Origin of the sequence: Pseudomonas fluorescens, from assembly GCF_000802965.1 — a bacterium.
GTDB lineage: Bacteria > Pseudomonadota > Gammaproteobacteria > Pseudomonadales > Pseudomonadaceae > Aquipseudomonas > Aquipseudomonas fluorescens_A.
This window is the reverse complement of the sequence record NZ_JSAK01000019.1, coordinates 51,546-73,707: the sequence shown is the minus strand read 5'-3', so window position 1 is coordinate 73,707 and position 22,162 is coordinate 51,546. Positions and strand designations below refer to the sequence as shown.

Here is a 22,162-nt window from a genome sequence, read left to right as displayed (position 1 = left end):
ACGATCAAATTCCGCTTTTCACGGTGCTCCAGACGCGTGTCATGGCACGCATGTCTTTCGCGTTCTGGGTTTTCTGCGGGAAGAGCCGCTCGCGGGTTTGTGCATCGGGGTAGATGGCCGGGTTGTCGCGCACACTGGCATTCAACAAGGGCGTGGCCGCCGCATTGCTGTTGGCGTAATTGATGTAATCGCTTACGTCCGCCATCACCTGCGGCTGCATCAAGTACTCCAGAAACTTGTGGGCGTTGGCGACGTGGGGCGCGTCGGTCGGGATGTACATGTTGTCGAACCAGATCAGCGAGCCTTCCTTGGGAATGAAGTACGCCAGGTTGATCTGCTTCTTGGCTTCTTCGGCACGGGCCATGGCTGTCGCGTAGTCGCCAGACCAGGTCATGGCCATGCACACGTCGCCATTGGGCAGGCTAGTGAGGTAATTGACCGAGTCGAATTTGCGGATGTAAGGCCGCACCGACAGGAGCAAATCCTGGGCGGCTTTCAGATCCTCCGGCGCGGCGCTTCTTGGGTCTCGCCCCAGATACGTCAGGGCCATCGGGATGACTTCGGTGGGGGCGTCGAGCAGGGTCACGCCGCAGTCGGCGAAGCGCGAGACGATCTTCGGATCGAAGATCATCGCCAGCGAACCAATGGGCGCATCCGGCATGCGTTCCTTGATCTTGTCGACGTTATAGGTGACGCCGTTACTGCCCCAGGTGTAGGGCGCCGAGTAGGCGGTGCCCGGATCGAACCCTTGCAAGTCGTGCAGCACTTTCGGGTCGAGATTGCTCCAGCCCGGCAGCAACTTCTTGTCCAGCGGCTGGAAGACTTTGGCCTGGATCAGCGGCGGCACCAGGGACGCGTTGAGCACGATCAGGTCATAACCGGAGTGGCCGGTGAGCAACTTGGCCTGCACCGTTTCATAGGCATCGAACGTGTCATAGATGACCTTGATACCGGTGGCCTTTTCAAAGTCCGCCAGGGTGTTCTCGCCGATGTAATCCGTCCAGTTGTACAACCGCAGCGTATTGCTGTCGTTCACCTCGGCGGCGTAGGCATTCAAAGTCAGCGGTACAACAAACAGACTGGAAATCACCTTAAGCAGTGTCTTGCCCATAGCAAATGCACCTTATCAAGCGAGTTCGGCTCTGGATGAGCGGATGAACCTACTATTGGTGGATTCGCCGGACGGCACCATACCCCGAATGGGTGTGTGGTCGTTTTCGCGACGCCATATGGCAAAAAGCATCAGCTCGGTTGACCCGTTTTGTCATAGCTCCGGAGTAAGCCCGGCGCTTAAAGTGGCCGTCGAACCGACTCTGCAAGAGCCAGCAATGACCGACCTGATCAAACAAGAGCATCGCGATGGCGTGCTGACGCTGACGATCGATCGTCCCGACAAGCTCAACGCGTTGACCAACAGCATGTACACGAGGTTGGCCGACCTGTTGTTTGCGGCGGACGAAGACGACTCGGTCGGGGTGATCATCGTGACCGGCGGCCCGACGTGCTTTACCAGCGGCAACGACCTGGTGGATTTCCTTCAGGAACCACCGACGCATCTGGACAGCCCGGCATTCCGCCTGATGCGCGCCGTGACTCACCTGCAAAAACCGCTGATTGCTGCGGTTTGCGGGGCGGCCATCGGCATCGGCACCACGTTGCTGCTGCATTGCGATCAGGTCCTGGTCACCCGCAACGCCAAGCTGCGCATGCCTTTCGTCAACCTGGGCCTGTGTCCGGAGTTTGGCGCCAGCCTGCTGCTGCCGCGCCTGCTCGGTCAGGCCCGAGCGACACGTCTGCTGTTGCTGGGCGACAGCCTCGACGGCAGCGAAGCTTTGACGTGGGGCCTGGCCAACGAAGTATTCGACGACGGCGCGCAATGCCTGGCGGCGGCCACCCGTCTCGCCCAGCGACTGCTGGCAATGCCACAAGAATCCCTGCGCCAATCGCGTCAATTGATGAAACAGGCCGGCATGGCCGAACTGCAAGCCACCCTGCGCGAAGAGAACTTGCTGTTCATCCAGCGCCTCAACAGCGATGAAGCAAAAACGGCCTTGAACGCCCTGCTCAATCGCAGTACAGATAAGAATCCACCGAAAGGAAAACAGCCATGAACACCCCGGAAATCTACGTTGTCAGCGCCGCCCGTACCGCCATTGGCACCTTCGGCGGTTCGCTCAAGGACGTGCCACCGGCCGACCTCGCGACCACCGCTGTGAAAGCCGCCCTGGAACGCGCCGCCGTGGACCCGGCACTCGTCGGTCACCTGGTGATGGGTAACGTGATCCCGACCGACACCCGCGATGCCTACATCTCCCGCGTCGCCGCCATCAACGCCGGCATCCCGAAAGAAACCCCGGCCTATAACGTCAACCGCCTCTGCGGTTCCGGCCTGCAGGCCATCATCAATGCCGCCCAGACCTTGATGTTGGGCGATGCCGACATCGCCATCGGCGCCGGCGCCGAGTCCATGAGCCGCGGCCCGTACCTGCTGCCGTCCGCCCGTTGGGGTGCGCGCATGGGCAATGTGCAAGCCATCGACTACATGCTGGGCATCCTGCACGACCCGTTCCACGGCATCCACATGGGCATCACCGCCGAAAACGTCGCCGCGCGCAACGGCATCACCCGCGAAATGCAGGACGCCCTGGCGCTGGAAGACCAGAAACGCGCCGCCCATGCGATTGCCAACGGCTACTTCAACGAGCAGATCGCGACCGTGGAAATCCAGGATCGCAAAGGCACCAAGCTGTTTAGCGTCGACGAGCATCCACGCGCCACCTCCCTGGAACAATTGGCGGCGATGAAGCCAGCGTTCAAAAAGGACGGCTCGGTCACCGCCGGCAACGCTTCCGGCCTGAACGACGGTGCCGCCGCACTGGTCATGGCCACCGGCGCCGCGGTACAGGTCAACAACCTGCGCCCACTCGCCCGCCTGGTCAGCTACGCCCACGCCGGTGTCGAACCGGAACTGATGGGCCTTGGCCCAATCCCGGCCACACGCCTGGCGCTCAAACGCGCCGGCCTGACCGTCGCCGACATGGACGTGGTCGAAGCCAATATCGCCTTCGCCGCACAAGCCTGCGCCGTCAGCCAGGAACTCGACCTCGACCCGGCCAAAGTCAACCCTAACGGCTCGGGCATCGCCCTCGGCCACCCGGTCGGCGCCACCGGCGCCATCATCGCCACCAAAGCCATCCACGAACTGCACCGCATCAACGGCCGTTATGCGCTGGTGACCATGTGCATTGGTGGTGGTCAAGGCATTGCGGCAATATTCGAACGCACCTGAGAGCTTGCTGTTTTGAAACGCTGAAATACCGGGCGCCGTAGGCGCCCTTTTTTATCTACGCTGAAACCTGCCGCTGCAATCGCCGCCCGACGACATCCAACAAATCACAGCCATCGCGCAGTGAAGTCACCAATACCCGCGCCAGTTCACTGTGCACACCCTCGCCATCCGCATAACTCTCCAGCAGTTGCGTCGCCGTTCGAATGCGGTAGGCAGCAGTTTCATGCAACACATCCAGCGGCGCCTCGGTGTCGATCAGCAACGACGGGACGCTGCAGTCGATACCGGTGACAGGCATGTATCGATCCATGACAAAAAACCTCCATTAGATAAAAAACGTAATTGTTCAGCGTTGGCTGGTAGATGGTGTTTCAGACGATTGCCGAGGCGAATCCAGGTTATCCAGCGCTCGATTGACCATTAATTCGCCCAGTGCGGACAGTTGCTGAATGGTCAAAATCACCTGACGGCGCGGGCCTTCGAGCTCACGGGCGAGATCGGTGGCCATGACACTGAGGGAAGCAAGGGTTTCAGAGGTGTGACTAAGCAGGGATTGCGTGTCGACGTCCGGAATGACCGCGAAGAACTGGCTGGCAGGTTCAGGGCGGGTGTGATTGCGCAGGCGCACGGTGACGAGTTGTTCGGATGACTTGGGGGTATTGGGTAAATCGACGTTGCCGCTGGCGGGAAGGCCCGACGGCTTGGGTGCGATTGGGATGGCCTTTTTCATACACGCTCCTTGGAAGTTGAGAACACGCCAGTCTCTCGCCTTCATCAAAAATCAGGTGGCGGGCATACGTGGCGGATCAGTCGTTTTATTACCAGAAAATTCCATTTTATTAATCAAATAAATGAACATCTGTGTAATTAAATGATTCTCGCCCGATACGAAACCTTGGCATATCCGAATTACTGTAGGAACAGTCTTTAATTTAAGTAGGCCGCATCTGATATGAAGAGTTAGATCCTAGTCACACGAATAATTCTATCTATGTGGGCCGATGTGAAATTTATCTTTTCTCCCAGAGGCCCAGATGTGTAGGATATTATTTTTCAAAAAACACATATGCGCTTGGCCTATTGAATGAGCATGGAAACGGTAAATATTCAATGCACAAGAAAGACAGAACGGAAAAATTAAAAAACAATATTAAATACCTGATAAAGAGCCGCGGGGAGACTCGACTTTCTTTATGCAATTCCAGTGGCGTAACCCGAACAACCATTTACAACATATTGGAAGGCAGGGTGGTAAATGTACAACAATCGACCATCCGCAAAATATCTGATTTTTTCGGCGTTTCTTACAATGAAATCGAAACGGTTGACTTTGAAGAAAAGGAAACAATAGAGAGCAGTGTCTCACCACACGGAAACATGAATCCCGCAGCAGTTCCTATCATTCGAGAAGGGTTACTGATTCAGAGTCTTGATAAAAAAATTGGAGAGTTAGCCATCACTCACCCGCTGACATATTACTTTGGTACGGCATGCAATGTCATAGGTGTCCTATTGGAAAATGATATCAACGGATTGAACGAGGCAGGAGACATCTTGATTGTGAGAAGGGGAGTTTCAAATAACACCGATGACAAATTGGCTTTTAACAAAACAACGAAAAAATCAGTAATTGTCGGTGAGAACCATTTTGCCTCTGAGAACACTTACGTTATTGGAGATATCATTGAGGAAAGATTCAATGAAAAGTAGCGTGGAAATCGATAATGTTAAATATAAATTATTAGGTTTTGAAAAAAACCAAAATCTCGTCATCATCATGGTTATTTCAACTGGAAAAATAATAAAAGTAAGAATCAATGAGATATTAAGAAGTGAAATAATAGATGACCTGAGCAAGGCGGAAACCAGAGACATATACCGAAAATATTACTCCGGAGGAGCAGCATTAACCACTTACGAAATCAATGACCGCCATGAAAAATCGTGGATGGCCTATGTTGCCCTGAACCTGACTCTTTTCGCTCTTTACATCTTCACAAATATTGCTACCACGAAACTTGTCTACATAGCATCCCTTGATATCACTATTACACCGGGAGTCTTTATATATCCGCTTACCTTTCTGGTAGTTGACATACTAAACGAATCATACGGATTAAGACTCGCAAGACGCGCCATACTATTTGCATTTGCAAGCAATGCTTTTATTTTAATTCTGTTGACTGGCACCAGCTACCTTCCAGGCTTATCTGGCTGGAGACTCGACACGCCCTACACCGAAGTAATTACACATGTATCATCTGCACTGATAGCATCGTGTATTTCTTTTCTTTTTTCTGAGTATGTTAACTCTTATCTTCTTTGCAAAATAAAAAAACTGACAAATTCCCGTTTTCTATTTTTGCGAGTCTTTTTCAGCACTTTTTTCGCGGTAATAATCGACAGCTTTATTTTTTGCTTCATTGCATTTTATGGAACCATGGAGAACAGCGACATACTCAAAATAGTTTATATTCAAATAGCCATAAAAATGTGCTTCGCCATTTTCAACATCCTGCCCGCCTAAGGCGCTAGATCATTATTCAAAAAATATATATCTGGAGCCCAAACCGCCTAAACAGATTAGTTGCCCACCTCTGTCCCCCGACTTCGGTGGATGACAACATCGGGAGCTTTTCCGATGGATCGACGTTAGCCCTGACCTGTAGGAGCTGGCTTGCCAGCGATGACGACCTCGAGAACAGCACATCTCTGAGATCCCAATCGCCAGCAAGCCGGCTCCTACAGATCGCAGTTCAGTTCACGATCACAAGACACCTGACGACCGGCAACAAAAACCAATTGCTACCAAATATGACATACGTCATATTACGTACGTAATTTATAGCCGTTTCCGACAGGTAATTCTCCATGACCAGCATGCCCACCGTTGAACCCGACCTTGCTGTGCCGGTGAACACCCCGAAGCCTTCCCTGCTGAAGCGCCTGTTACTGGCGACAACGGTCATCGCTGCGCTAGTGCTGGCCGGTGTGTACGTCGCGCATTGGTGGACGGCCGGGCGGTTCATTGAAGAAACCGACGACGCGTACATCGGCGGCGACGTGACGGTGATTGGGTCGAAGGTCGCGGGTTACATCGATGAAGTGCTGGTGACTGATAACCAGAAGGTCAAGGCTGGCGATGTGTTGATTCGTCTCGACGCCCGCGATTACCGCGCCAACCTGGCCAAGACCGAAGGCGCGGTGGCGGCGGAAGAAGCCTTGCTCGCCAACCTTGATGCCACCGAGCAACTGCAACAAGCGGTGATCGGTCAGGCACGAGCCGGCATTGACGCCGCCGGTGCCGAAACCTTGCGCTCGCGCGATGACGATGCGCGCTACAAAAAGCTCGTCACCACCAACGCGGTCTCGGTGGAAAGCGCGCAACGGGCCAACGCCACTTTCAAGACGGCACAGGCCCAAAGCAATCGCGCCCAGGCTGAATTGCTGGCAGCGCAACGGCAATTGAATGTGATCGCTACCCAGAAACAACAAGCCCGCGCCGCGTTGATTCAAGCCAAAGCCGAGCGTGACCTGGCGCAGTTGAACGTCGGCTACACCGAACTTCGCGCCCCTGTGGATGGTGTGATCGGCAATCGCCGGGCGCGGGTCGGCGCTTATGCCCAGGCCGGTTCGCAGTTGCTGTCGGTGGTGCCGTCCAGCGGCTTGTGGGTCGATGCCAATTTCAAGGAAGACCAACTGGCGCGCATGGTGCCGGGGCAACGGGTGGTGATCCATGCCGACGTGCTTTCCGGGCAGGAATTCCACGGTCATCTGGACAGTCTTGCTCCCGCCAGCGGTTCGCAATTCAGCGTGCTGCCGCCAGAAAACGCCACCGGCAACTTCACCAAGATCGTGCAGCGGGTGCCGGTGCGCATTTACCTTGATCCGGCCGACAGCGTGCTCGGCCATCTGCGCCCCGGCTTGTCGGTCACCGCGGAAGTCGACACGCGCAAGGAGCCTGAAACCACAGCCGTGGCCAGCGCACCATGAGCCGCGCGCTCGCCCTCCCCGCGCAACCGTTCGATGCCGCGAGCATGACGACAGCGACCAAGGTCTTCGCCTTCGCCAGCATGTGCATCGGCATGTTCATTGCGCTGCTGGATATCCAGATTGTCTCGGCGTCGTTGCGTGACATTGGCGGTGGCCTCTCCGCCGGCACCGACGAAACCGCGTGGGTGCAAACCAGCTACCTGATCGCTGAAATCATCGTGATTCCGCTGTCCGGCTGGCTGTCGCGGGTGTTTTCCACGCGCTGGTTGTTCTGCGCGTCAGCGGTGGGTTTTACCCTGACCAGCCTGCTTTGCGGCGCGGCGTGGAACATTCAGAGCATGATCGCCTTCCGCGCCTTGCAAGGTTTTCTCGGCGGTTCGATGATTCCGCTGGTGTTCACCACCGCATTCTTTTTCTTCACCGGCAAGCAACGGGTGATTGCTGCTGCAACCATCGGCGCGGTCGCATCTTTGGCACCGACACTGGGGCCGGTAATCGGTGGCTGGATCACCGACATTTCCTCCTGGCACTGGCTGTTCTACATCAACCTGGTGCCGGGGATTTTCGTCGCCGTGGCGGTGCCGATGCTGGTGAAAATCGACCAACCGGAACTCTCTCTGCTCAAGGGCGCCGACTATCTGAGCATGGTGTTCCTGGCGCTGTTTCTCGGCTGCCTGGAATACACCCTCGAAGAAGGCCCGCGCTGGAACTGGTTCAGCGACCGCACCATTCTCACCACGGCGTGGATCAGCGGCCTGGCCGGCCTGGCGTTCATTGGCCGGACCTTGCACGTGGCCAATCCGATCGTCGATTTGCATGCCTTGAAGGACCGCAACTTCGCCCTCGGCTGCTTCTTTTCCTTCGTCACCGGGATTGGCCTGTTCGCCACTATTTACCTGACCCCGCTGTTTCTCGGTCGGGTGCGTGGCTACGGCGCGCTGGACATTGGTCTGGCGGTTTTCTCCACTGGGGTGTTCCAGATCATGGCGATTCCGCTGTACGCCTTTCTGGCCAATCGCGTCGACCTGCGCTGGATCATGATGACCGGCCTTGGGTTGTTTGCCTTGTCGATGTGGGATTTCAGCCCGATCACTCACGACTGGGGCGCCAGGGAATTGATGCTGCCGCAAGCCTTGCGCGGCATCGCCCAGCAACTGGCGGTGCCGCCAGCGGTGACTTTGACTTTGGGTGGATTGGCACCGGCGCGACTCAAACATGCTTCAGGGCTGTTCAACCTGATGCGCAACCTGGGCGGCGCCATCGGTATCGCCGCGTGCGCGACCATTCTCAATGACCGTACCAACCTGCACTTCACAAGATTGGCGGAAAACCTCAACAGCACCAACGAAGCACTGAACCAGTGGCTGTCCCAGGTCGCAAACAACTTCGCCGCCCTCGGCCAGGGCGGCGATGTCGGGGTCACTGCGAGCCTGCATCAGCTCTGGCTGCTGACCTATCGCGAAGCGCAAACGCAAACCTACGGCGACGCGTTTCTGATGATCATGGTCTGCTTCATCATCGCCACGGTGATGGTGCCCTTGATGCGCAAGGTGCAACCACCGGCCGCGCCGAGTGCCGATGCTCACTGAGGCATCGGCGCTCCTGCTGAAAGTCAGGCTTGAGGTGTTTTGCGGAAGCCAACGGCCAGGCGATTCCAGCTGTTGATGGTGCTGATGGCCACGGTCAGGTCGACCATTTCCTTCGGTGTGAACTGAGCGCTGACCACTTCGTAGTCTTCGTCCGGGGCGTGGGTCAGGCTGAGTTGGGTCAGGGATTCGGTCCAGAGCAGCGCGGCACGCTCGCGCTCGGAAAAGAACGGCGCCTCACGCCAGGCGGTTACGGCGAAGAGACGACGTGGGGTCTCGCCCCCCTTGATCGCATCGGCCGTGTGCATGTCGATACAGAAGGCACAGCCGTTGATCTGCGACGCGCGCAGCTTGACCAGTTCAATCAGATTCTTTTCCAGCGGCAGTTTGGAGACGGCGGTTTCCAGGGCGATCATCGCTTTGAGAGCGTCAGGCGAGGCGGTGTAGAAATCGATACGCGGTTGCATGGAAGGCTCCAGGGCAGGTGAATGTGTCATTACGTTAGCCCCGCGACCGGTTTGCACAAATAGCCAATATTCCAGAAGTCGAGGAGGCCAATGACCTCCAGGAACCCAGCGGCTTACGCCCGATTAAGCAACCACTTCAAAAACCCCTTCTTCTGCACCACCACCGGCACGTCCTGACTCATGGCCTTGACCTTGTGCAAGCGGAAATCCAGCAAGTTTTGCATCGCATCGTTGATGTCGTGGCGAGCCTCCAGGCACGGTCTCAAATAGCCCTTTTCAATGCGATAAAGCACACAAGCAGTTTTCGCGGCGAATTCCGCCGGCAGCGAGCTATCGGTCAGGATGCCGGCCTCGCCGATCACTTCACCCGGCCCCATGCGACCGGTTTCCATGAGCGTCCCGTTGCGGTTCAGCGTCACCGACACCACCCCGGACTCGATGATGAACAAATGATCGCTGACCTCCTCCGCCGCCAGGATCGTCTCCCCGGCGCGGAAGTTTTGCAGGGTCATGTTCTGGCTGAAGGTTTCTTTCTCTTCCTCACGCAAGGTCGAGAAAATCGGCGAACTGTCGATCAACGCCCGTGGCCGTGAGAGGTCGGTGGTCGGAATCGGTTCCACGCTCGACAGCAAATTGACCCCGGATGCGCGCAAGTGCCGATACGCCAGATCGTAGAGTTGATTGCGCACCTCGCGCTTTTCGCTCATCGAGGCGACAAAGCCGCTGATTTCGTATTCCACGCCAGCGGCCGTAGAGCTTTTCAGCGCGACTTTTGGCGAAGGCTTGCTGAGCAGAATGCGGCAGCCCTGCTTTGCGCGCTCAAGGGCTTCGATCACCGTACTGGGACGGACATGGGGGCTGATCTGCAGACTGATCGCAACGCCGAACATGTCGCTGGGCCGGCTGAAGTTGGTGATCTTGGCCTTGGCCGCCAGCGAGTTGGGAATCACGATCATGCTGCCCTGGGAGGTTTGCAGCCGCGTGGCGCGCCAGTCGATGTCGATGACCCGGCCTTCCGTGCCGTCGATCGCGATCCAGTCATCCAGTTGATAGGGTTTGGTGGTGTTGAGGACGATCCCGGAAAACACGTCGCTGAGGGTACTTTGCAACGCCAGGCCGACGATGATCGCCAACGCGCCGGACGTGGCCAGCACGCCCCTGACCGGCAGATTGAGCACGTAGGCCAGGGCGGCGATGACCGCGACCAGGAAGATCACCGCACCCAGCAAATCCTGGAGCAAACGCCCGGTATGCCCCACCCGTTGCATCAGTCCCGCGCCGATCAGCACGGTCAGGGTGCGCGCAGCGAACAGCCACCAGCCGATCTGCAACCCCGTGGCCGCCAGATGCAACGGCACGTTCTCGACCCAGGGCGCCGGTTCCAGCGGGTTCATGCCTTCGTTGAACAGCACCAGGCTGTACAGCGCGAAAATCACCACCCGTACCAGCAGTTTCACGTTGTGGCCACGGGTGCCAATCAAGCGCCACAACACCAGATCGGTCAGGATCAGGACCAACGCGCAAATCAGCGGATGTTCAGTGAGCAACGACAGCATCAAGCAACTCCAGCACGGGTTATCGGCGCAATATCGCATACATTGTAGGAGCTGCCGCAGGCTGCGATCTTTTGATCTTCAATCAAGATCAAAAGATCGCAGCCTGCGGCAGCTCCTACAGTGGGGCGATGTGCGCTTGTGCTATTTGCTGTCGGTCAGGGTGTTGTAGCTGGTCATCAGGTTGCGGTAGTCCGGGATGTGGTTGGAGAACAAGGTCCCCAGGCCTTCCACATCGTTGCGCCAGTCGCGATGCAGCTCACAGGCCAGGCCGAACCAGGTCATCAGTTGCGCGCCGGAGGCCGACATGCGATCCCATGCCGATTGACGGGTCAGTTCGTTGAAAGTGCCGGAAGCATCGGTCACCACGAACACGTCAAAGCCTTCGGCCAGCGCCGACAGCGCCGGGAACGCCACGCACACTTCAGTCACCACACCAGCGATGATCAATTGCTTCTTGCCGGTGGCCTTGATCGCCTTGACGAAGTCTTCGTTGTCCCACGCGTTGATCTGGCCAGGGCGAGCAATGTATGGCGCGTCCGGAAACAGCGCCTTGAGCTCGGGCACCAGCGGGCCGTTGGGGCCGGTTTCAAAACTGGTGGTCAGAATGGTCGGCAATTTGAAGTACTTGGCCAGGTCGGCCAGGGCCAGCACGTTGTTCTTGAAACGATCCGGTTCGATGTCGCGTACCAGCGACAGCAGGCCAGCCTGATGATCCACCAACAGAACGGCGGCGTTATCCTTGTCGAGACGCTTGTAAGAAGTAGTCATTGCAGTAGTCCTCACGTTTTATCGATGCCGAGGGAAGTCGGCGTGGTGGTCGCAGTTAGCGCTGGGAATCCAGCGTTTCGTGTTCATTCGCCACTTGCTGAGCCTTGAGATAGCTCTCGATCAGCAATTGATAATGCGGCATGGCCTGGGCGTAGACAGCGGCCCACTGCTCGGCGTCCGGACGGTTCCACGAGCGTTGCAGCTCAGAGAGCGTGGCCATGATGTCGATCGGCACCGCTCCGGCCTGCGCCAAACGGGCGATTGTCAGATCGGTGGCCAGTTTCGAGTGGTTGCCCGAGGCGTCGACAACGGCGAATACCTTGTAGCCTTCATGCACCGCCGCAATGGAGGGGGACGCCAGGCATACGCTGGTCAGGGTGCCGGCGATCACCAGGGTTTTCTTGCCGGTGGCTTTGACCGCCGCGTGAAATTCCGGGTTGTCCCAGGCATTGATTTCACCTTTACGGGCCACGTATTGCGCATGCGGCGCAGCTTCGTGAATCTCCGGGATCAGCGGCCCGTTCGGACCTTGTGGCACGGAAGCGGTGGTAATGACCGGCATCTTCAGCAGGGTCGCGGCTTTCGCCAGGGCAATGGCGTTGGCCCGCAGCTGCGGCACGTCGATGTCTTTGACGATCTGAAACAGTCCGCTCTGATGGTCGATCAACAGCATGGCGCTGTCGTTGGGGTCGATGGTCGGTTTCTGGCCGTTGAAGTTGGCCGCGTTGACGGTGTTCATCAGTGTTCCTCTTTTGACAGGCAACAGCCATCCCTGGCCTGAAAACCGGCCCACTCATCCTGGGTAGAGTCGGGTTGTAGAAGCGCTACGGATTAACCGTGCATCCGGCCGAAGCGGCCGGACTGGAAGTCGGCGAAGGCCTGGTGAATTTCTTGCTCGGTGTTCATCACGAACGGGCCGTGACCGACGATCGGTTCGTCAATCGGTTCGCCGCTGAGCAGTAGCACCACCGCGTCCTCGCTGGCTTCGAGGGTAATTTGATCGCCCTTGCGGTCGAACAATGCCAACTGCCCTTGACGCACCGACTCCAGGCCGTTGACTTGAATCGAACCGCGCAAAACCACCAGTGCGGTGTTGCGCCCTTCATGCAGATCCAGCGTTAGCAACTTGCCGGCATTCAGGCGCAGGTCCCAGACGTCGATCGGGGTAAAAGTGCGCGACGGCCCTTTGTGGCCTTCGAATTCACCGGCGATCAAACGCACGCTGCCGGCGTTGTTCTTCAAGGCAATGCTCGGGATGTCGCCATCCAGAATCGTCTGGTAACCGGCCTCGGCCATTTTGTCCTTGGCTGGCAGGTTGACCCACAACTGCACCATTTCCAGGGTGCCACCGCTGTTGGCGAAGCCTTCGGAGTGGAACTCTTCATGGAGAATTCCCGAGGCGGCGGTCATCCATTGCACGTCGCCGGGGCCGATCTTGCCGCCGCTGCCGGTGGAGTCGCGGTGTTCCAGCTCGCCTTTGTAAACGATAGTCACGGTTTCGAAGCCACGGTGCGGATGCTGACCAACGCCACGACGCTCGGTGGTCGGGGTGAATTCAGCAGGACCGGCGTGATCCAGCAGCAAGAACGGGCTGATGTGTTTGCCCAGGTTGTCGTAGGAAAACAGCGTGCGAACCGGGAAACCGTCGCCGACCCAATGGGCTCGCGGGCTGGTGTAGATACCGATGATGTTTTTCATGGTGCCTCCGAATCAGGTGGTTGAAGCCATGGACAAAGCTTAAAACCGAGGCCTTTGCTGCGCTAGACTGCAAAAATCAACCTTAGCGTTCTATTTGGAGAACGATGGTGGAAGACCTCAACACCCTCTACTACTTCACCCAAGTGGTGGAACATCAGGGCTTTGCTGCGGCCGGGCGGGCGCTGGACATGCCCAAGTCCAAGCTCAGTCGACGCATTGCCGAACTCGAGGAGCGCCTTGGCGTGCGGTTGCTGAATCGCACCAGCCGCCAATTTTCGCTGACAGAAATCGGCCTGGCCTATTACCAGCGTTGCCTGGCGATGCGCGTCGAAGCGGAAAGCGCTGCCGAATTGATCGAACGCAATCGCTCGGAACCCCAGGGTCTGGTGCGCATCAGTTGCCCGACGGCGTTGCTGAACTCCTGGGTAGGGCCGATGCTGACCCGCTACATGCTCAAGTATCCGCTGGTGGAGTTGTTCATCGAGAGCACCAACCGCCGGGTCGACTTGATCCACGAGGGTTACGACATTGCGTTGCGGGTACGTTTTCCGCCGTTGGAAAACACCGACATGGTGATGAAGGTGCTGGGCAACAGCACTCAGTGCATTGTGGGCAGTCCGGCATTCGCCGAACACCTGTCGTCACCGCCCTCTCCCGCCGACCTGAGCGGCTTGCCCAGCCTGCACTGGGGCGGTGCGCAGCGTGAATATCAATGGGAGTTGCTCGGTGCCGACGGCGCCAGCGCGACAATTCGGCACACGCCAAGAATGGTCACCGATGACCTGTTGGCGCTTCGCCACGCGGTGGTTGCCGGTGTCGGCATCGTCCACCTGCCTGCCGTGGTCGTGCGCGATGACATTGCGGCCGGACGCTTGGTGGAACTGGTGCCGGGCTGGGCGCCGAAGTGCGGGGTCATCCATGCGATCTTCCCCTCGCGCCGAGGATTGCTGCCGTCAGTGCGCGCGCTGATCGACTTTTTAGGCGAGGAGTTCAGTCACTCCGATATTGCTTGAGAGCAGCGGCAAGTATTTAGCAGCAAGCAGCAAGCTGATTGGGGGGCTGGCGGGGATTTTATTTCGGGCATAATATCGATCTGGATTACAGCCATAATACCCAGAACTGTCCGAGGTCATGATCATGCAAAGCCCAAACCGCGACGCCACGCTCGCCCAATGGATCGCTCAGGAACAGGCCATGCGCGCCCGCCTTGCGGGGCCTGGCAGTTTGTCCCTTGCTGAGGTCAGCGCGTTATCGCCCGCCGAGTTTTTCGACGGTATCGGCAACGGCGAACTGCCCTCGCCGCCCATTGGCACGCTGATGGATTTCATCCCCATCGAATGGTCCGCCGGGCTGTTTGTCTTTCAAGGCACACCGGATTCGCGGCATTACAATCCGCTGGGCACGGTGCACGGCGGTTATGCCGCGACTTTGCTGGATTCGTGCATGGGCTGCGCGATCCATACGCAGCTGAAAAAAGGCCAGGGTTATACGACGCTGGACCTGCGCATCAGCTATGTGCGGGCCTTGAACAACGCCAGCGGACCGGTGCGGGCCGAGGGCAAGATTGTGCATCTGGGGCGTTCGACGGCATTGGCCGAGGGGCGGATTTATGACGTGGATGGGCGCTTGTATGCGACGGGATCGACGACCTGCATGATTCTTGAGGCGCGGGGTGTGTAGGAGCTGCCGAAGGCTGCGATCTTTTGATCTTTATCTTTTGATCTTTGATTTCCAGTCAACATTGCTTTGCCGCTCCAGCGGTTTTTCTCACGGATGCAGGCGCGGATACTCGCGGCCATTCCCACTGCAACCTCTGGAGTCATTCATGTCTATTCCCGAATTCGGCCTGGGCACCTTTCGCTTGCAAGGCCAGGTGGTCATTGATTCGGTAAGCACCGGCCTGGAACTGGGCTACCGGGCCATCGACACCGCGCAAATCTACGAGAACGAAGCCGAAGTCGGTGAGGCCATCGCCGCCAGCGGCATTGCCCGTGAAGAACTGTTCATCACCAGCAAGATCTGGGTCGCCAACTTCGCCAGGGATCGCTTGATCGACAGCCTCAAGGAGAGCCTGCAAAAACTGCAGACTGATTACCTGGACCTGACCCTGATTCACTGGCCGTCCCCCGAAGACCAAGTGCCGGTGGAAGAATTCATGGGCGCCCTGCTCGAAGCCAAACGCCTGGGCCTGACTCGGCAGATCGGCGTGTCGAACTTCACCGTCGACCTGATGAAGCAAGCCATCGCCGCCGTCGGTGCCGAGCACATCGCCACCAACCAGATCGAACTGCATCCGTACCTGCAAAACCGCAAAGTCGTCGAGTTCGCACAAAGCCAAGGCATTCAGATTACGTCGTACATGACCCTGGCCTACGGCGAAGTCCTGAAGGACTCGGTGATCCTGCAAATCGCCGATCGCCTGCAAGCAACACCGGCTCAAGTCACCCTGGCCTGGGCGATGCAACTGGGTTACGCAGTGATCCCTTCCTCGACCAAGCGCGACAACCTCGCCAGCAACCTGAAAGCCTGCGTGCTGACGCTGAGCGACGCCGACATGGCGTTGATCGCAAGTCTGGATCGCGGCCAGCGCTTGACCAGCCCGAAAGGCATCGCGCCGAACTGGGATTAAGCCTCAGGCCTGCGAAAAAAAGGTATCTGTGGCGAGGGAGCTTGCTCCCGCTGGGTCGCGAAGCGGCCCCTCTTCACCTGATGAAGAAGGGGGACTGCTGCGCCGTCCAGCGGGAGCAAGCTCCCTCGCCACAGGTTTGCCTATCAGGCCTGCCCCAGGCTGTGGTCCAGGCGCTGCATGGCGTGCTGCAACTGATCGACGGCCGAGTCGATCAGTGAGGTGTTGCCCGCGCTGCACGCACGCTCCAGCTGTTCGCAACATTCGACCAGACTCAGCGCCCGGACCATCAGCGCCCCGCCCTTGATGCGATGCGCCAATACCTGCAAACCATCGTGATTACCACTGGCGTGCACTTGTAGCAGACGCTCGCGGTCATCGCGGTTGGTGGTGGCCAGGTCTTGCAGCAATTGGGTGATCAACTCATGGTCCGCGCCGACGTAGTGCTCCAGCCCGGTCAAATCGATTTCGGCGTTTGGCGTGTCAGCGGTGACCCTGGCCGATTCGCTGGAAAACCTGCTGGCCAGCCAGGTACTCAGGTCCACCAAGCGGATCGGTTTGAACAGACAATCGTCCATACCGGCCTCGATACAACGAATCTTTTCCTCAGCTTGTGCATTGGCGGTAAAGCCCAGAATCAGACTGGACGCAAGGCCGTTGAACCGCTCCTCATCGCGTATTGCACCCGCCAATTCATAACCACTGAAAACCGGCATGTTGCAGTCGGTGATGACCAGGTCGAATTCGTGTTCACGCCACTGCTCAATACCTTGCTGACCATCCTCCGCTTCCAGAACCTGATGTCCCAGAAAGCGCAGTTGTCGTGAAAGCAGCAGGCGATTGGCCGGATAGTCATCGACCACCAGAACGGTCAGCGGCCGGGTCTGCGTCTGCGCTTCACTTTGCACCACCTCAATGGCGGGTAACGGTTGCAACGCGAGCAGTTCAAGGTTGATATCTACCCGCGTGCCACGCCCGAGGGCGCTGTCGAGCAGCAATTGCCCCCCCATCATTTCGCACAGGGTACGGCTGATCACCAGTCCCAATCCGGAACCCTGGCGAGCGGTTTGCTGACTGTTGCCGGCCTGCACGAACGGGCTGAACAATCGTTTCTGGTCGTATTCACTGATACCGATGCCGCTGTCTGCGACGGCTACATTAACCGCCAAACGCCCGGATGCCGCTGCGTCCACCCGCAGCCGCAGACTGACTTCACCTTGACGGGTGAACTTGATGGCATTGCTCAACAGATTCGACAGCACCTGCTTGAAGCGCGTGGGATCAATCATCACATCGCAATCGCTGCGCGCGTCGAGTTCAACCCGCCAATTCAAATTCCTCTCCCGGGCCAGACCTTCAAAGACCCGGCACACCGACTGCACCAGCGCCTGCAAATTGGCCCGTTCCGGCGTCAACGACAAATGCCCCGACTCGATGCGGGCAATGTCGAGGATGTCGCCGATCAAGCCCAGCAATTGTTGTCCGGCATTCGACGCCACTTCGATGGCAGCGCGGTCGGTAAAGCCTTCGTCCGCTCGTTTCAGTGCCAGCTCCAGCATGCCGATCAGAGCATTCATCGGTGTACGGATTTCGTGGCTCATGGTCGCCAGAAACGTAGTCTTGGCCCGGTTGGCATCGTCGGCAGCGACCTTGGCGTCCTGCAATTGAACCAACAATTGCTGGCGCTGACGGATCTGCCGACGCTGCCAGACCATCCCGCCCAATGCGAGCAAAAGCAAGACGCCAGCGACGGCAAACGCCTGAAGAATCGTCTGTCGATTGCGCAGCCAATAGCTTTGTTCCACCAGCAAATCATTGCGCCAGGGTTGAACCAACTCGTCAATTTCCTCTGGGGGAATACTCAGCAAGGCCTTGTCCAGAATCGAATGCAACTCGATGGCTTCACGACCGGTTGCCAGGGTGCTGCGAGCAGGGTCGGTGCCCACGGTACTGGTCACTTGGAGGCGATCGCGGTATTGCCGGGAAATCAGGTAACGGGCGCTGATCAATGAGTTGATGCCCCCGTCGGCCTTGCCCTGAGCGACCATTTCCATGGCCTCGGCCGACAGTGGCGCATCCACACAACGGATCCCCGGGAAGTGTTTTCGAATGAACTCGCCGACGATATTGCCCTGGGTCAGTGCCAGGGTTTTTCCGTCCATCTCATCCAGGGTTTTCGGGCTGTCCGGTGCTATGCGGGTGACCAGTACTGACGGACTGGTCAGGAATGCCCGGGTGAAAAGCAACGCCTCTTCACGCTGAGAACTGAGGCCGATACCAGCCAGCACGTCGACCTGGCCATCTTTGATGCCCGTAAGCATCTCGGCCACCGACTGCATGGACTGGATATCGAATTGCAGGCCGGTTCGCTGGGTGATTTTCGCCAGCACTTGCACGCTGATCCCGCGTAACTTGCCTTCACTGTCGATGAACGAAATCGGCGGGACATTTTCGTTGATCGCCACCCGCACACGCGGGTGCGCATTCAGCCAGCGCTGTTCGGTCACGCTCAATTGCAGTGATTGAGTGCCCGGCATGGATAACCCGTAGGCTCCCCAACGCCGCAGGATATTCATCTGTTCACTGGGCGTGACCGCCGCCAGCGCCTGGTTGACGATGCGCAACAGCTGCACGTTGTCCCGGGCCATCGCAAAGGCGAAACGCCCGGATTCCATCCGCGAGAAATCCGCCAACTGAACGTTGTTGAGGTAATTTTTACTGATCAAGTAATGGGCACTGATCGCGTCGCCCAGATAGACGTCTGCCTGACCGAACGCTACGGCACCCACCGCTGCCAGCGTCGAGGGAAACAGTCGCACATCCGCTTGTGGATAAAAATGCTGCACGTTTTGTTCGGGCAAATAGTGATACAGCATCGCCAGGCGTTTGCCGGTCAGCGTCGGGTCCGGCACCGAAGGCGAATCGGTGCGGGTCACCAACACCGGCTGATCCACCGCGTAGGCGCGAGACATCTGCAATTGCCGATCTTCCGCCTCGAAACGATTGGCCGTACCCAGCAAGTCCGCTTCGCCTTGCTTGATCGCCCGCACCGCGTCTGCTCGCGACGGGTAGCGTTGAACCTCGACCTCCACCTTCAACAGCTGTCGCAGCAGACCGGCGTAATCTGCGGTCACCCCCTCGAACAGCTTACCCTCGACGTTGAACTCGAAGGGCGGATAGTCCGGTGCGGACACGGCCAGCACCAGTCGACCCTTTTGCTGCAGCCAGCGCGAATCTGCGCCCGAGAGTCCGGCGCTAAAACCTTCGACGCTGGATCGCCCCAGTAGCGTCAGGGATTGTGGCTGCGCACCGGCACTCGATGCCCATAGGCAAAGCAACGGCAACAAAAGATTCAGCAGGCCGAACAGACGTGGGTAGGCGTTCATTCAGATCAAATGATTGCGTCGGGCAAGGTCGCGCAAATGCACCGACGACTCCACGTTGAGCTTTTCCGTCAAGCGGGTTTTGTAGGTGCTGACGGTCTTGTGACTCAAATGCATGATTTCGGCGATCGCCTTGTTACTGATGCCCCGGGCCAGGTGCTGAAAAATGGTCAGCTCGCGATCCGAGAGCTTGTCGATCAACTCTTTTTCGCTGCGTTGCAACGTGCTCAGCGACACCGAACTCGAGGGCAGCCGGGTGAAATAGGTGTACCCCGACATCACCGCGTGCACGGCCTTGTGCAAGTGCTGTAAATCGTTGGTCTTCGCCACATAAGCCGAGGCACCCGCGCGCATGCAGCGTTCCTGATAAAACATCGGTTCCTGAGAGGTGAAGACCACGACGCGACACGGCACCTCACCGGCCTTTATCCGCGCCAGCACATCCAATCCGTCGAGGGATGGGATATTCAGGTCCAGCACGACCAGATCGGGCCGGTGCTCACGGATCATCGGCAACACTTCGTTACCGCTGTCGGCTTCGTAAATGCGCTTGTACCCTTCCTGCTTGAGAACGATTTTGACCGCGCCGCGAATCACCGGGTGATCGTCCACAATCAGCACTGACTTCATGGCAACTCCCTGTGCAAAAACACGACGATTGGGCACTAAAGGCCCGGGTTAGACGCAGCGGCTGCGCATAGACTTTTGCATGGAATGCCGGGGCGAACTACCTGACAGAAATGACAGTGCCGACGAACGGCACGCAGCGATCCACGATCCATCAAGCGCTGGATCGCTGCCAGATCGGGCAGCAACGCGTGGCTAATCTGAACCTTTCGTTGCTCGCCGGCCGCAATGCCGGGTAGCTGCGCCGCCCGGCCGTCGTAGATCAACACCCGCTCCAACTGCCGGTTATCGAGGCAGAAGTCGAGCACATCCAACTTCCCTCCCCCCAACGCGGCGTTGACGACCAGCAGATCGAATGGCTCGCTCGCGAAGCACACCAGCGTCAGCAGCTCTTCGAGGCAGTGCACTGGAGCCACACGGAAGTACCCGAGCTGATTGAAGCAGCGTTCGATTCTGAGGCAATTAAAGTGTTGTTCGTCAGCGATCAGGATACGCAAGGACTTGCTCGACACCGTGGCCCCCGAAGCGCGGCAGATTATTGAGGCTGCAAGGCTACGGAAGACCCTTTGAGCTTTCTGTAGGACTTTTCCTAAATCCCGAGCCCCGTTGGCTACGCGTTACGCAGCGCTGGGGTTCGTTGGGGGAATCGCGGGGTTCTTCAGGACGGGTTCAGGAATCAAAAGTTGTAGGGTTCTTCAGGGCCTCATCGCTGGCAAGCCAGCTCCCACAGGGATCTTCAGTGAACACAAATATTTTGCCCAAAGATCAAACTGTGGGAGCTGGCTTGCTGGCGATGGCGGCCTCAAGGCCGCCGAAGATGTCAGCTGGCAGTCGCCAACAACAAATCCACCACCGACCGGCCATGCCCTCGATGCTTGCCATGGTCATACAACGACCCGGCGATCTCATCGGCGCGAATCGGCAGGATCGACAACAAGGTGTCGCTCAGACCATGGCTGGCCTGGCAGAAGCCCTGCATATAAATGCCAGCCTTGCAGCGCTCGTCGGTGATCAGTTTGTAATGGCGATCGACCTCGAAATCCCCCAGGTACTGCTCCAGCGGCGCCAGCAATTTGCGGTGCATCTGGCGTTCGTAACCGGTGGCCAACACCACAGCGTCGTAATGCCGAACCGTGACTTCACCGTTCGCATTGTTGCGCACCACCAGTTCAATGCCGCGCTCGGTGGCGGTGGCCTTTTCGATAGTGGTCAGGGTGCGGAACGCATGACGGGCAATGCCCGAGACTTTCTGCCGGTAGAAGATCCCGTAGATGCGCTCGATCAGGTCGATGTCCACCACCGAATAGTTGGTGTTGTGGTACTCGTTGACCAGACGCTCACGCTCGCTGCTTTCCTGCTGGAACACCAGGTCGGTGAATTCCGGCGAGAACACTTCGTTGACGAACGGGCTGTCGTCCGCCGGTTTCAGCGCCGAACCACGGAGGATCATGTCCACCTGCACCGACGGGAAGCTGTCATTCAAATCGATAAAGGCTTCCGCCGCACTCTGACCGCCGCCGATGATCGCGATGCTCATCGGCTGGTTGTTCACGCACGGCTGTTTGGCCATCTGCGCCAGGTACTGCGAGTGATGGAACACGCGACCGTCATCTTTCAGTGCCTTGAACGCCTCAGGAATGCGCGGGGTGCCGCCGGCGCTGACCACCACCGAACGGGTGGTGCGCACCTGTTGATGCCCGGTGGCGTCGCGAGAAATCACCCGCAATGCTTCGACCTGCTGGTTGTGCAGCACCGGCTCGATGGTCAGCACCTCTTCGCCGTACCGGCTCTGCTTGTCGAACTGAGCAGCGACCCAGCGCAGGTAGTCGTTGTACTCCATGCGGCACGGATAGAAGGTGCCGAGGTTGATGAAGTCCACCAGGCGTGCGTGGGCCTTGAGGTAATTGACGAACGAGTAAGGGCTGGTCGGGTTGCGCAGGGTCACCAGGTCCTTGAGGAAGGAAATCTGCAACTCGCTCTGGGTCGACAGGGTGTTGCCATGCCAGCTGTAGTTGGCTTGCTTGTCGAGAAACAGTACATCCAGCTCGCCCTGGCTCAGCCCGCGCTCTTGCAGAGCGATGGCCAGCGCCAGGTTCGAAGGGCCGAAACCGACGCCGATCAGGTCGTGAACGATGGGCGATGCAATTGCCTGTGTCATTTCCAGTGTCC

General features: G+C 58.0%; 21 protein-coding genes. 9 read left to right on the top strand and 12 right to left on the bottom strand.

The genetic code is table 11. The features are described from left to right. Nucleotides 1-4: 4 nt before the first annotated feature. Nucleotides 5-1,111, bottom strand: coding sequence for a polyamine ABC transporter substrate-binding protein (locus tag NL64_RS17235; protein WP_034149279.1), 1,107 nt, complete (start codon nt 1,109-1,111; stop codon nt 5-7). 217 nt (nt 1,112-1,328) lie between these two features. On the opposite strand from NL64_RS17235, the gene NL64_RS17230 reads away from it, so the two are divergent. Both NL64_RS17230 and NL64_RS17225 read left to right on the top strand, forming a co-directional pair. Then, nucleotides 1,329-2,111 (top strand): enoyl-CoA hydratase, encoded by a 783-nt coding sequence (locus NL64_RS17230; RefSeq protein ID WP_034149278.1) that lies wholly within the window; start codon nt 1,329-1,331, stop codon nt 2,109-2,111. Further along, nucleotides 2,108-3,289, top strand: coding sequence for an acetyl-CoA C-acyltransferase family protein (locus NL64_RS17225; protein WP_034149277.1), 1,182 nt, complete (start codon nt 2,108-2,110; stop codon nt 3,287-3,289). The genes NL64_RS17230 and NL64_RS17225 overlap by 4 nt, the downstream gene beginning before the upstream one ends. A 55-nt stretch (nt 3,290-3,344) precedes the next feature. Here NL64_RS17225 and NL64_RS17220 read toward each other — a convergent pair whose 3' ends face one another. Beyond that, nucleotides 3,345-3,599: a hypothetical protein gene (locus NL64_RS17220; protein WP_034149276.1), complete on the bottom strand. Its 255-nt coding sequence runs from the start codon at nt 3,597-3,599 to the stop codon at nt 3,345-3,347. A 36-nt stretch (nt 3,600-3,635) separates the two neighbouring features. Next, a complete protein-coding gene (locus NL64_RS17215; RefSeq protein ID WP_034149275.1) occupies nt 3,636-4,019 on the bottom strand; it encodes a DUF6124 family protein in 384 nt (127 codons plus the stop codon). Between the two features lie 380 nt (nt 4,020-4,399). Here NL64_RS17215 and NL64_RS17210 point away from each other — a divergent pair, with 380 nt between their 5' ends. The 4 genes from NL64_RS17210 to NL64_RS17195 all read left to right on the top strand — a co-directional run bounded on the left by NL64_RS17210 (nt 4,400) and on the right by NL64_RS17195 (nt 8,871). Next, nucleotides 4,400-4,999, top strand: a complete 600-nt coding sequence (locus NL64_RS17210; protein WP_034149274.1) for a helix-turn-helix transcriptional regulator — start codon at nt 4,400-4,402, stop codon at nt 4,997-4,999. Then, on the top strand, nt 4,989-5,816 hold the full coding sequence (locus NL64_RS17205) for a queuosine precursor transporter (protein ID WP_052321262.1): 828 nt from the start codon (nt 4,989-4,991) through the stop codon (nt 5,814-5,816). The genes NL64_RS17210 and NL64_RS17205 overlap by 11 nt, the downstream gene beginning before the upstream one ends. A 344-nt stretch (nt 5,817-6,160) precedes the next feature. Further along, nucleotides 6,161-7,282, top strand: a complete 1,122-nt coding sequence (locus NL64_RS17200; protein WP_034149273.1) for an HlyD family secretion protein — start codon at nt 6,161-6,163, stop codon at nt 7,280-7,282. Then, nucleotides 7,279-8,871 carry a DHA2 family efflux MFS transporter permease subunit gene (locus NL64_RS17195; protein WP_034149272.1) on the top strand — a complete coding sequence of 531 codons (1,593 nt, stop codon included), beginning with the start codon at nt 7,279-7,281 and terminating at the stop codon, nt 8,869-8,871. Before NL64_RS17200 ends, NL64_RS17195 begins: the two co-directional genes overlap by 4 nt. A gap of 23 nt (nt 8,872-8,894) precedes the next feature. Here the strand turns inward: NL64_RS17195 and NL64_RS17190 are convergent, their stop codons facing one another. The 5 genes from NL64_RS17190 to NL64_RS17170 all read right to left on the bottom strand — a co-directional run bounded on the left by NL64_RS17190 (nt 8,895) and on the right by NL64_RS17170 (nt 13,357). Continuing rightward, entirely contained in the window at nt 8,895-9,335 is a 441-nt protein-coding gene (locus NL64_RS17190; protein WP_034149271.1) for a carboxymuconolactone decarboxylase family protein, read from the bottom strand. A gap of 113 nt (nt 9,336-9,448) precedes the next feature. Further along, the gene (locus NL64_RS17185) at nt 9,449-10,891 is read right to left on the bottom strand and encodes a mechanosensitive ion channel family protein (protein WP_034149270.1); all 1,443 of its coding nucleotides are present in this window, start codon (nt 10,889-10,891) and stop codon (nt 9,449-9,451) included. A 141-nt stretch (nt 10,892-11,032) separates the two neighbouring features. Further along, complete coding sequence (gene ycaC / locus NL64_RS17180) at nt 11,033-11,659, bottom strand: isochorismate family cysteine hydrolase YcaC (protein ID WP_034149269.1); 627 nt, start codon at nt 11,657-11,659, stop codon at nt 11,033-11,035. A gap of 55 nt (nt 11,660-11,714) precedes the next feature. After that, complete coding sequence (locus NL64_RS17175) at nt 11,715-12,398, bottom strand: isochorismatase family protein (protein WP_034149268.1); 684 nt, start codon at nt 12,396-12,398, stop codon at nt 11,715-11,717. 92 nt (nt 12,399-12,490) lie between these two features. Further along, complete coding sequence (locus NL64_RS17170; protein WP_034149267.1) at nt 12,491-13,357, bottom strand: pirin family protein; 867 nt, start codon at nt 13,355-13,357, stop codon at nt 12,491-12,493. A gap of 104 nt (nt 13,358-13,461) precedes the next feature. Here NL64_RS17170 and NL64_RS17165 point away from each other — a divergent pair, with 104 nt between their 5' ends. The 3 genes from NL64_RS17165 (at nt 13,462) to dkgB (ending at nt 15,986) form a co-directional block, all read left to right on the top strand. Continuing rightward, the gene (locus tag NL64_RS17165) at nt 13,462-14,370 is read left to right on the top strand and encodes a LysR family transcriptional regulator (RefSeq protein WP_034149266.1); all 909 of its coding nucleotides are present in this window, start codon (nt 13,462-13,464) and stop codon (nt 14,368-14,370) included. 124 nt (nt 14,371-14,494) lie between these two features. Beyond that, nucleotides 14,495-15,037, top strand: a complete 543-nt coding sequence (locus tag NL64_RS17160) for a PaaI family thioesterase (RefSeq protein WP_034149318.1) — start codon at nt 14,495-14,497, stop codon at nt 15,035-15,037. Nucleotides 15,038-15,182: 145 nt separating this feature from the next. Beyond that, nucleotides 15,183-15,986 carry a 2,5-didehydrogluconate reductase DkgB gene (gene dkgB / locus NL64_RS17155; protein WP_034149265.1) on the top strand — a complete coding sequence of 268 codons (804 nt, stop codon included), beginning with the start codon at nt 15,183-15,185 and terminating at the stop codon, nt 15,984-15,986. Between the two features lie 143 nt (nt 15,987-16,129). On the opposite strand, the gene NL64_RS17150 is transcribed toward dkgB, so the two are convergent. From NL64_RS17150 to NL64_RS17135, 4 genes are all read right to left on the bottom strand, one after another. Continuing rightward, the gene (locus NL64_RS17150; RefSeq protein ID WP_052321261.1) at nt 16,130-19,369 is read right to left on the bottom strand and encodes a transporter substrate-binding domain-containing protein; all 3,240 of its coding nucleotides are present in this window, start codon (nt 19,367-19,369) and stop codon (nt 16,130-16,132) included. Then, nucleotides 19,370-19,996: a response regulator transcription factor gene (locus NL64_RS17145; RefSeq protein WP_034149264.1), complete on the bottom strand. Its 627-nt coding sequence runs from the start codon at nt 19,994-19,996 to the stop codon at nt 19,370-19,372. It abuts the gene before it with no gap. 35 nt (nt 19,997-20,031) lie between these two features. Next, nucleotides 20,032-20,490 (bottom strand): response regulator, encoded by a 459-nt coding sequence (locus NL64_RS17140; protein ID WP_253277094.1) that lies wholly within the window; start codon nt 20,488-20,490, stop codon nt 20,032-20,034. 323 nt (nt 20,491-20,813) lie between these two features. After that, nucleotides 20,814-22,151: a lysine N(6)-hydroxylase/L-ornithine N(5)-oxygenase family protein gene (locus NL64_RS17135; protein ID WP_034149263.1), complete on the bottom strand. Its 1,338-nt coding sequence runs from the start codon at nt 22,149-22,151 to the stop codon at nt 20,814-20,816. Nucleotides 22,152-22,162: the final 11 nt, after the last annotated feature.

What these genes read in the sequence shown, in the direction of transcription:
- NL64_RS17200 (WP_034149273.1), top strand. Translation starts at nt 6,161, where the DNA reads ATGACCAGCATGCCCACCGTTGAACCCGACCTTGCTGTGCCGGTGAAC.
- dkgB (WP_034149265.1), top strand. Translation starts at nt 15,183, where the DNA reads ATGTCTATTCCCGAATTCGGCCTGGGCACCTTTCGCTTGCAAGGCCAG.
- NL64_RS17235 (WP_034149279.1), bottom strand. Translation starts at nt 1,111, where the DNA reads ATGGGCAAGACACTGCTTAAGGTGATTTCCAGTCTGTTTGTTGTACCG.
- NL64_RS17170 (WP_034149267.1), bottom strand. Translation starts at nt 13,357, where the DNA reads ATGAAAAACATCATCGGTATCTACACCAGCCCGCGAGCCCATTGGGTC.
- NL64_RS17190 (WP_034149271.1), bottom strand. Translation starts at nt 9,335, where the DNA reads ATGCAACCGCGTATCGATTTCTACACCGCCTCGCCTGACGCTCTCAAA.
- NL64_RS17165 (WP_034149266.1), top strand. Translation starts at nt 13,462, where the DNA reads ATGGTGGAAGACCTCAACACCCTCTACTACTTCACCCAAGTGGTGGAA.
- NL64_RS17185 (WP_034149270.1), bottom strand. Translation starts at nt 10,891, where the DNA reads ATGCTGTCGTTGCTCACTGAACATCCGCTGATTTGCGCGTTGGTCCTG.
- NL64_RS17215 (WP_034149275.1), bottom strand. Translation starts at nt 4,019, where the DNA reads ATGAAAAAGGCCATCCCAATCGCACCCAAGCCGTCGGGCCTTCCCGCC.
- ycaC (WP_034149269.1), bottom strand. Translation starts at nt 11,659, where the DNA reads ATGACTACTTCTTACAAGCGTCTCGACAAGGATAACGCCGCCGTTCTG.
- NL64_RS17195 (WP_034149272.1), top strand. Translation starts at nt 7,279, where the DNA reads ATGAGCCGCGCGCTCGCCCTCCCCGCGCAACCGTTCGATGCCGCGAGC.
- NL64_RS17150 (WP_052321261.1), bottom strand. Translation starts at nt 19,369, where the DNA reads ATGAACGCCTACCCACGTCTGTTCGGCCTGCTGAATCTTTTGTTGCCG.
- NL64_RS17210 (WP_034149274.1), top strand. Translation starts at nt 4,400, where the DNA reads ATGCACAAGAAAGACAGAACGGAAAAATTAAAAAACAATATTAAATAC.
- NL64_RS17145 (WP_034149264.1), bottom strand. Translation starts at nt 19,996, where the DNA reads ATGAAGTCAGTGCTGATTGTGGACGATCACCCGGTGATTCGCGGCGCG.
- NL64_RS17160 (WP_034149318.1), top strand. Translation starts at nt 14,495, where the DNA reads ATGCAAAGCCCAAACCGCGACGCCACGCTCGCCCAATGGATCGCTCAG.
- NL64_RS17135 (WP_034149263.1), bottom strand. Translation starts at nt 22,151, where the DNA reads ATGACACAGGCAATTGCATCGCCCATCGTTCACGACCTGATCGGCGTC.
- NL64_RS17175 (WP_034149268.1), bottom strand. Translation starts at nt 12,398, where the DNA reads ATGAACACCGTCAACGCGGCCAACTTCAACGGCCAGAAACCGACCATC.
- NL64_RS17230 (WP_034149278.1), top strand. Translation starts at nt 1,329, where the DNA reads ATGACCGACCTGATCAAACAAGAGCATCGCGATGGCGTGCTGACGCTG.
- NL64_RS17220 (WP_034149276.1), bottom strand. Translation starts at nt 3,599, where the DNA reads ATGGATCGATACATGCCTGTCACCGGTATCGACTGCAGCGTCCCGTCG.
- NL64_RS17225 (WP_034149277.1), top strand. Translation starts at nt 2,108, where the DNA reads ATGAACACCCCGGAAATCTACGTTGTCAGCGCCGCCCGTACCGCCATT.
- NL64_RS17205 (WP_052321262.1), top strand. Translation starts at nt 4,989, where the DNA reads ATGAAAAGTAGCGTGGAAATCGATAATGTTAAATATAAATTATTAGGT.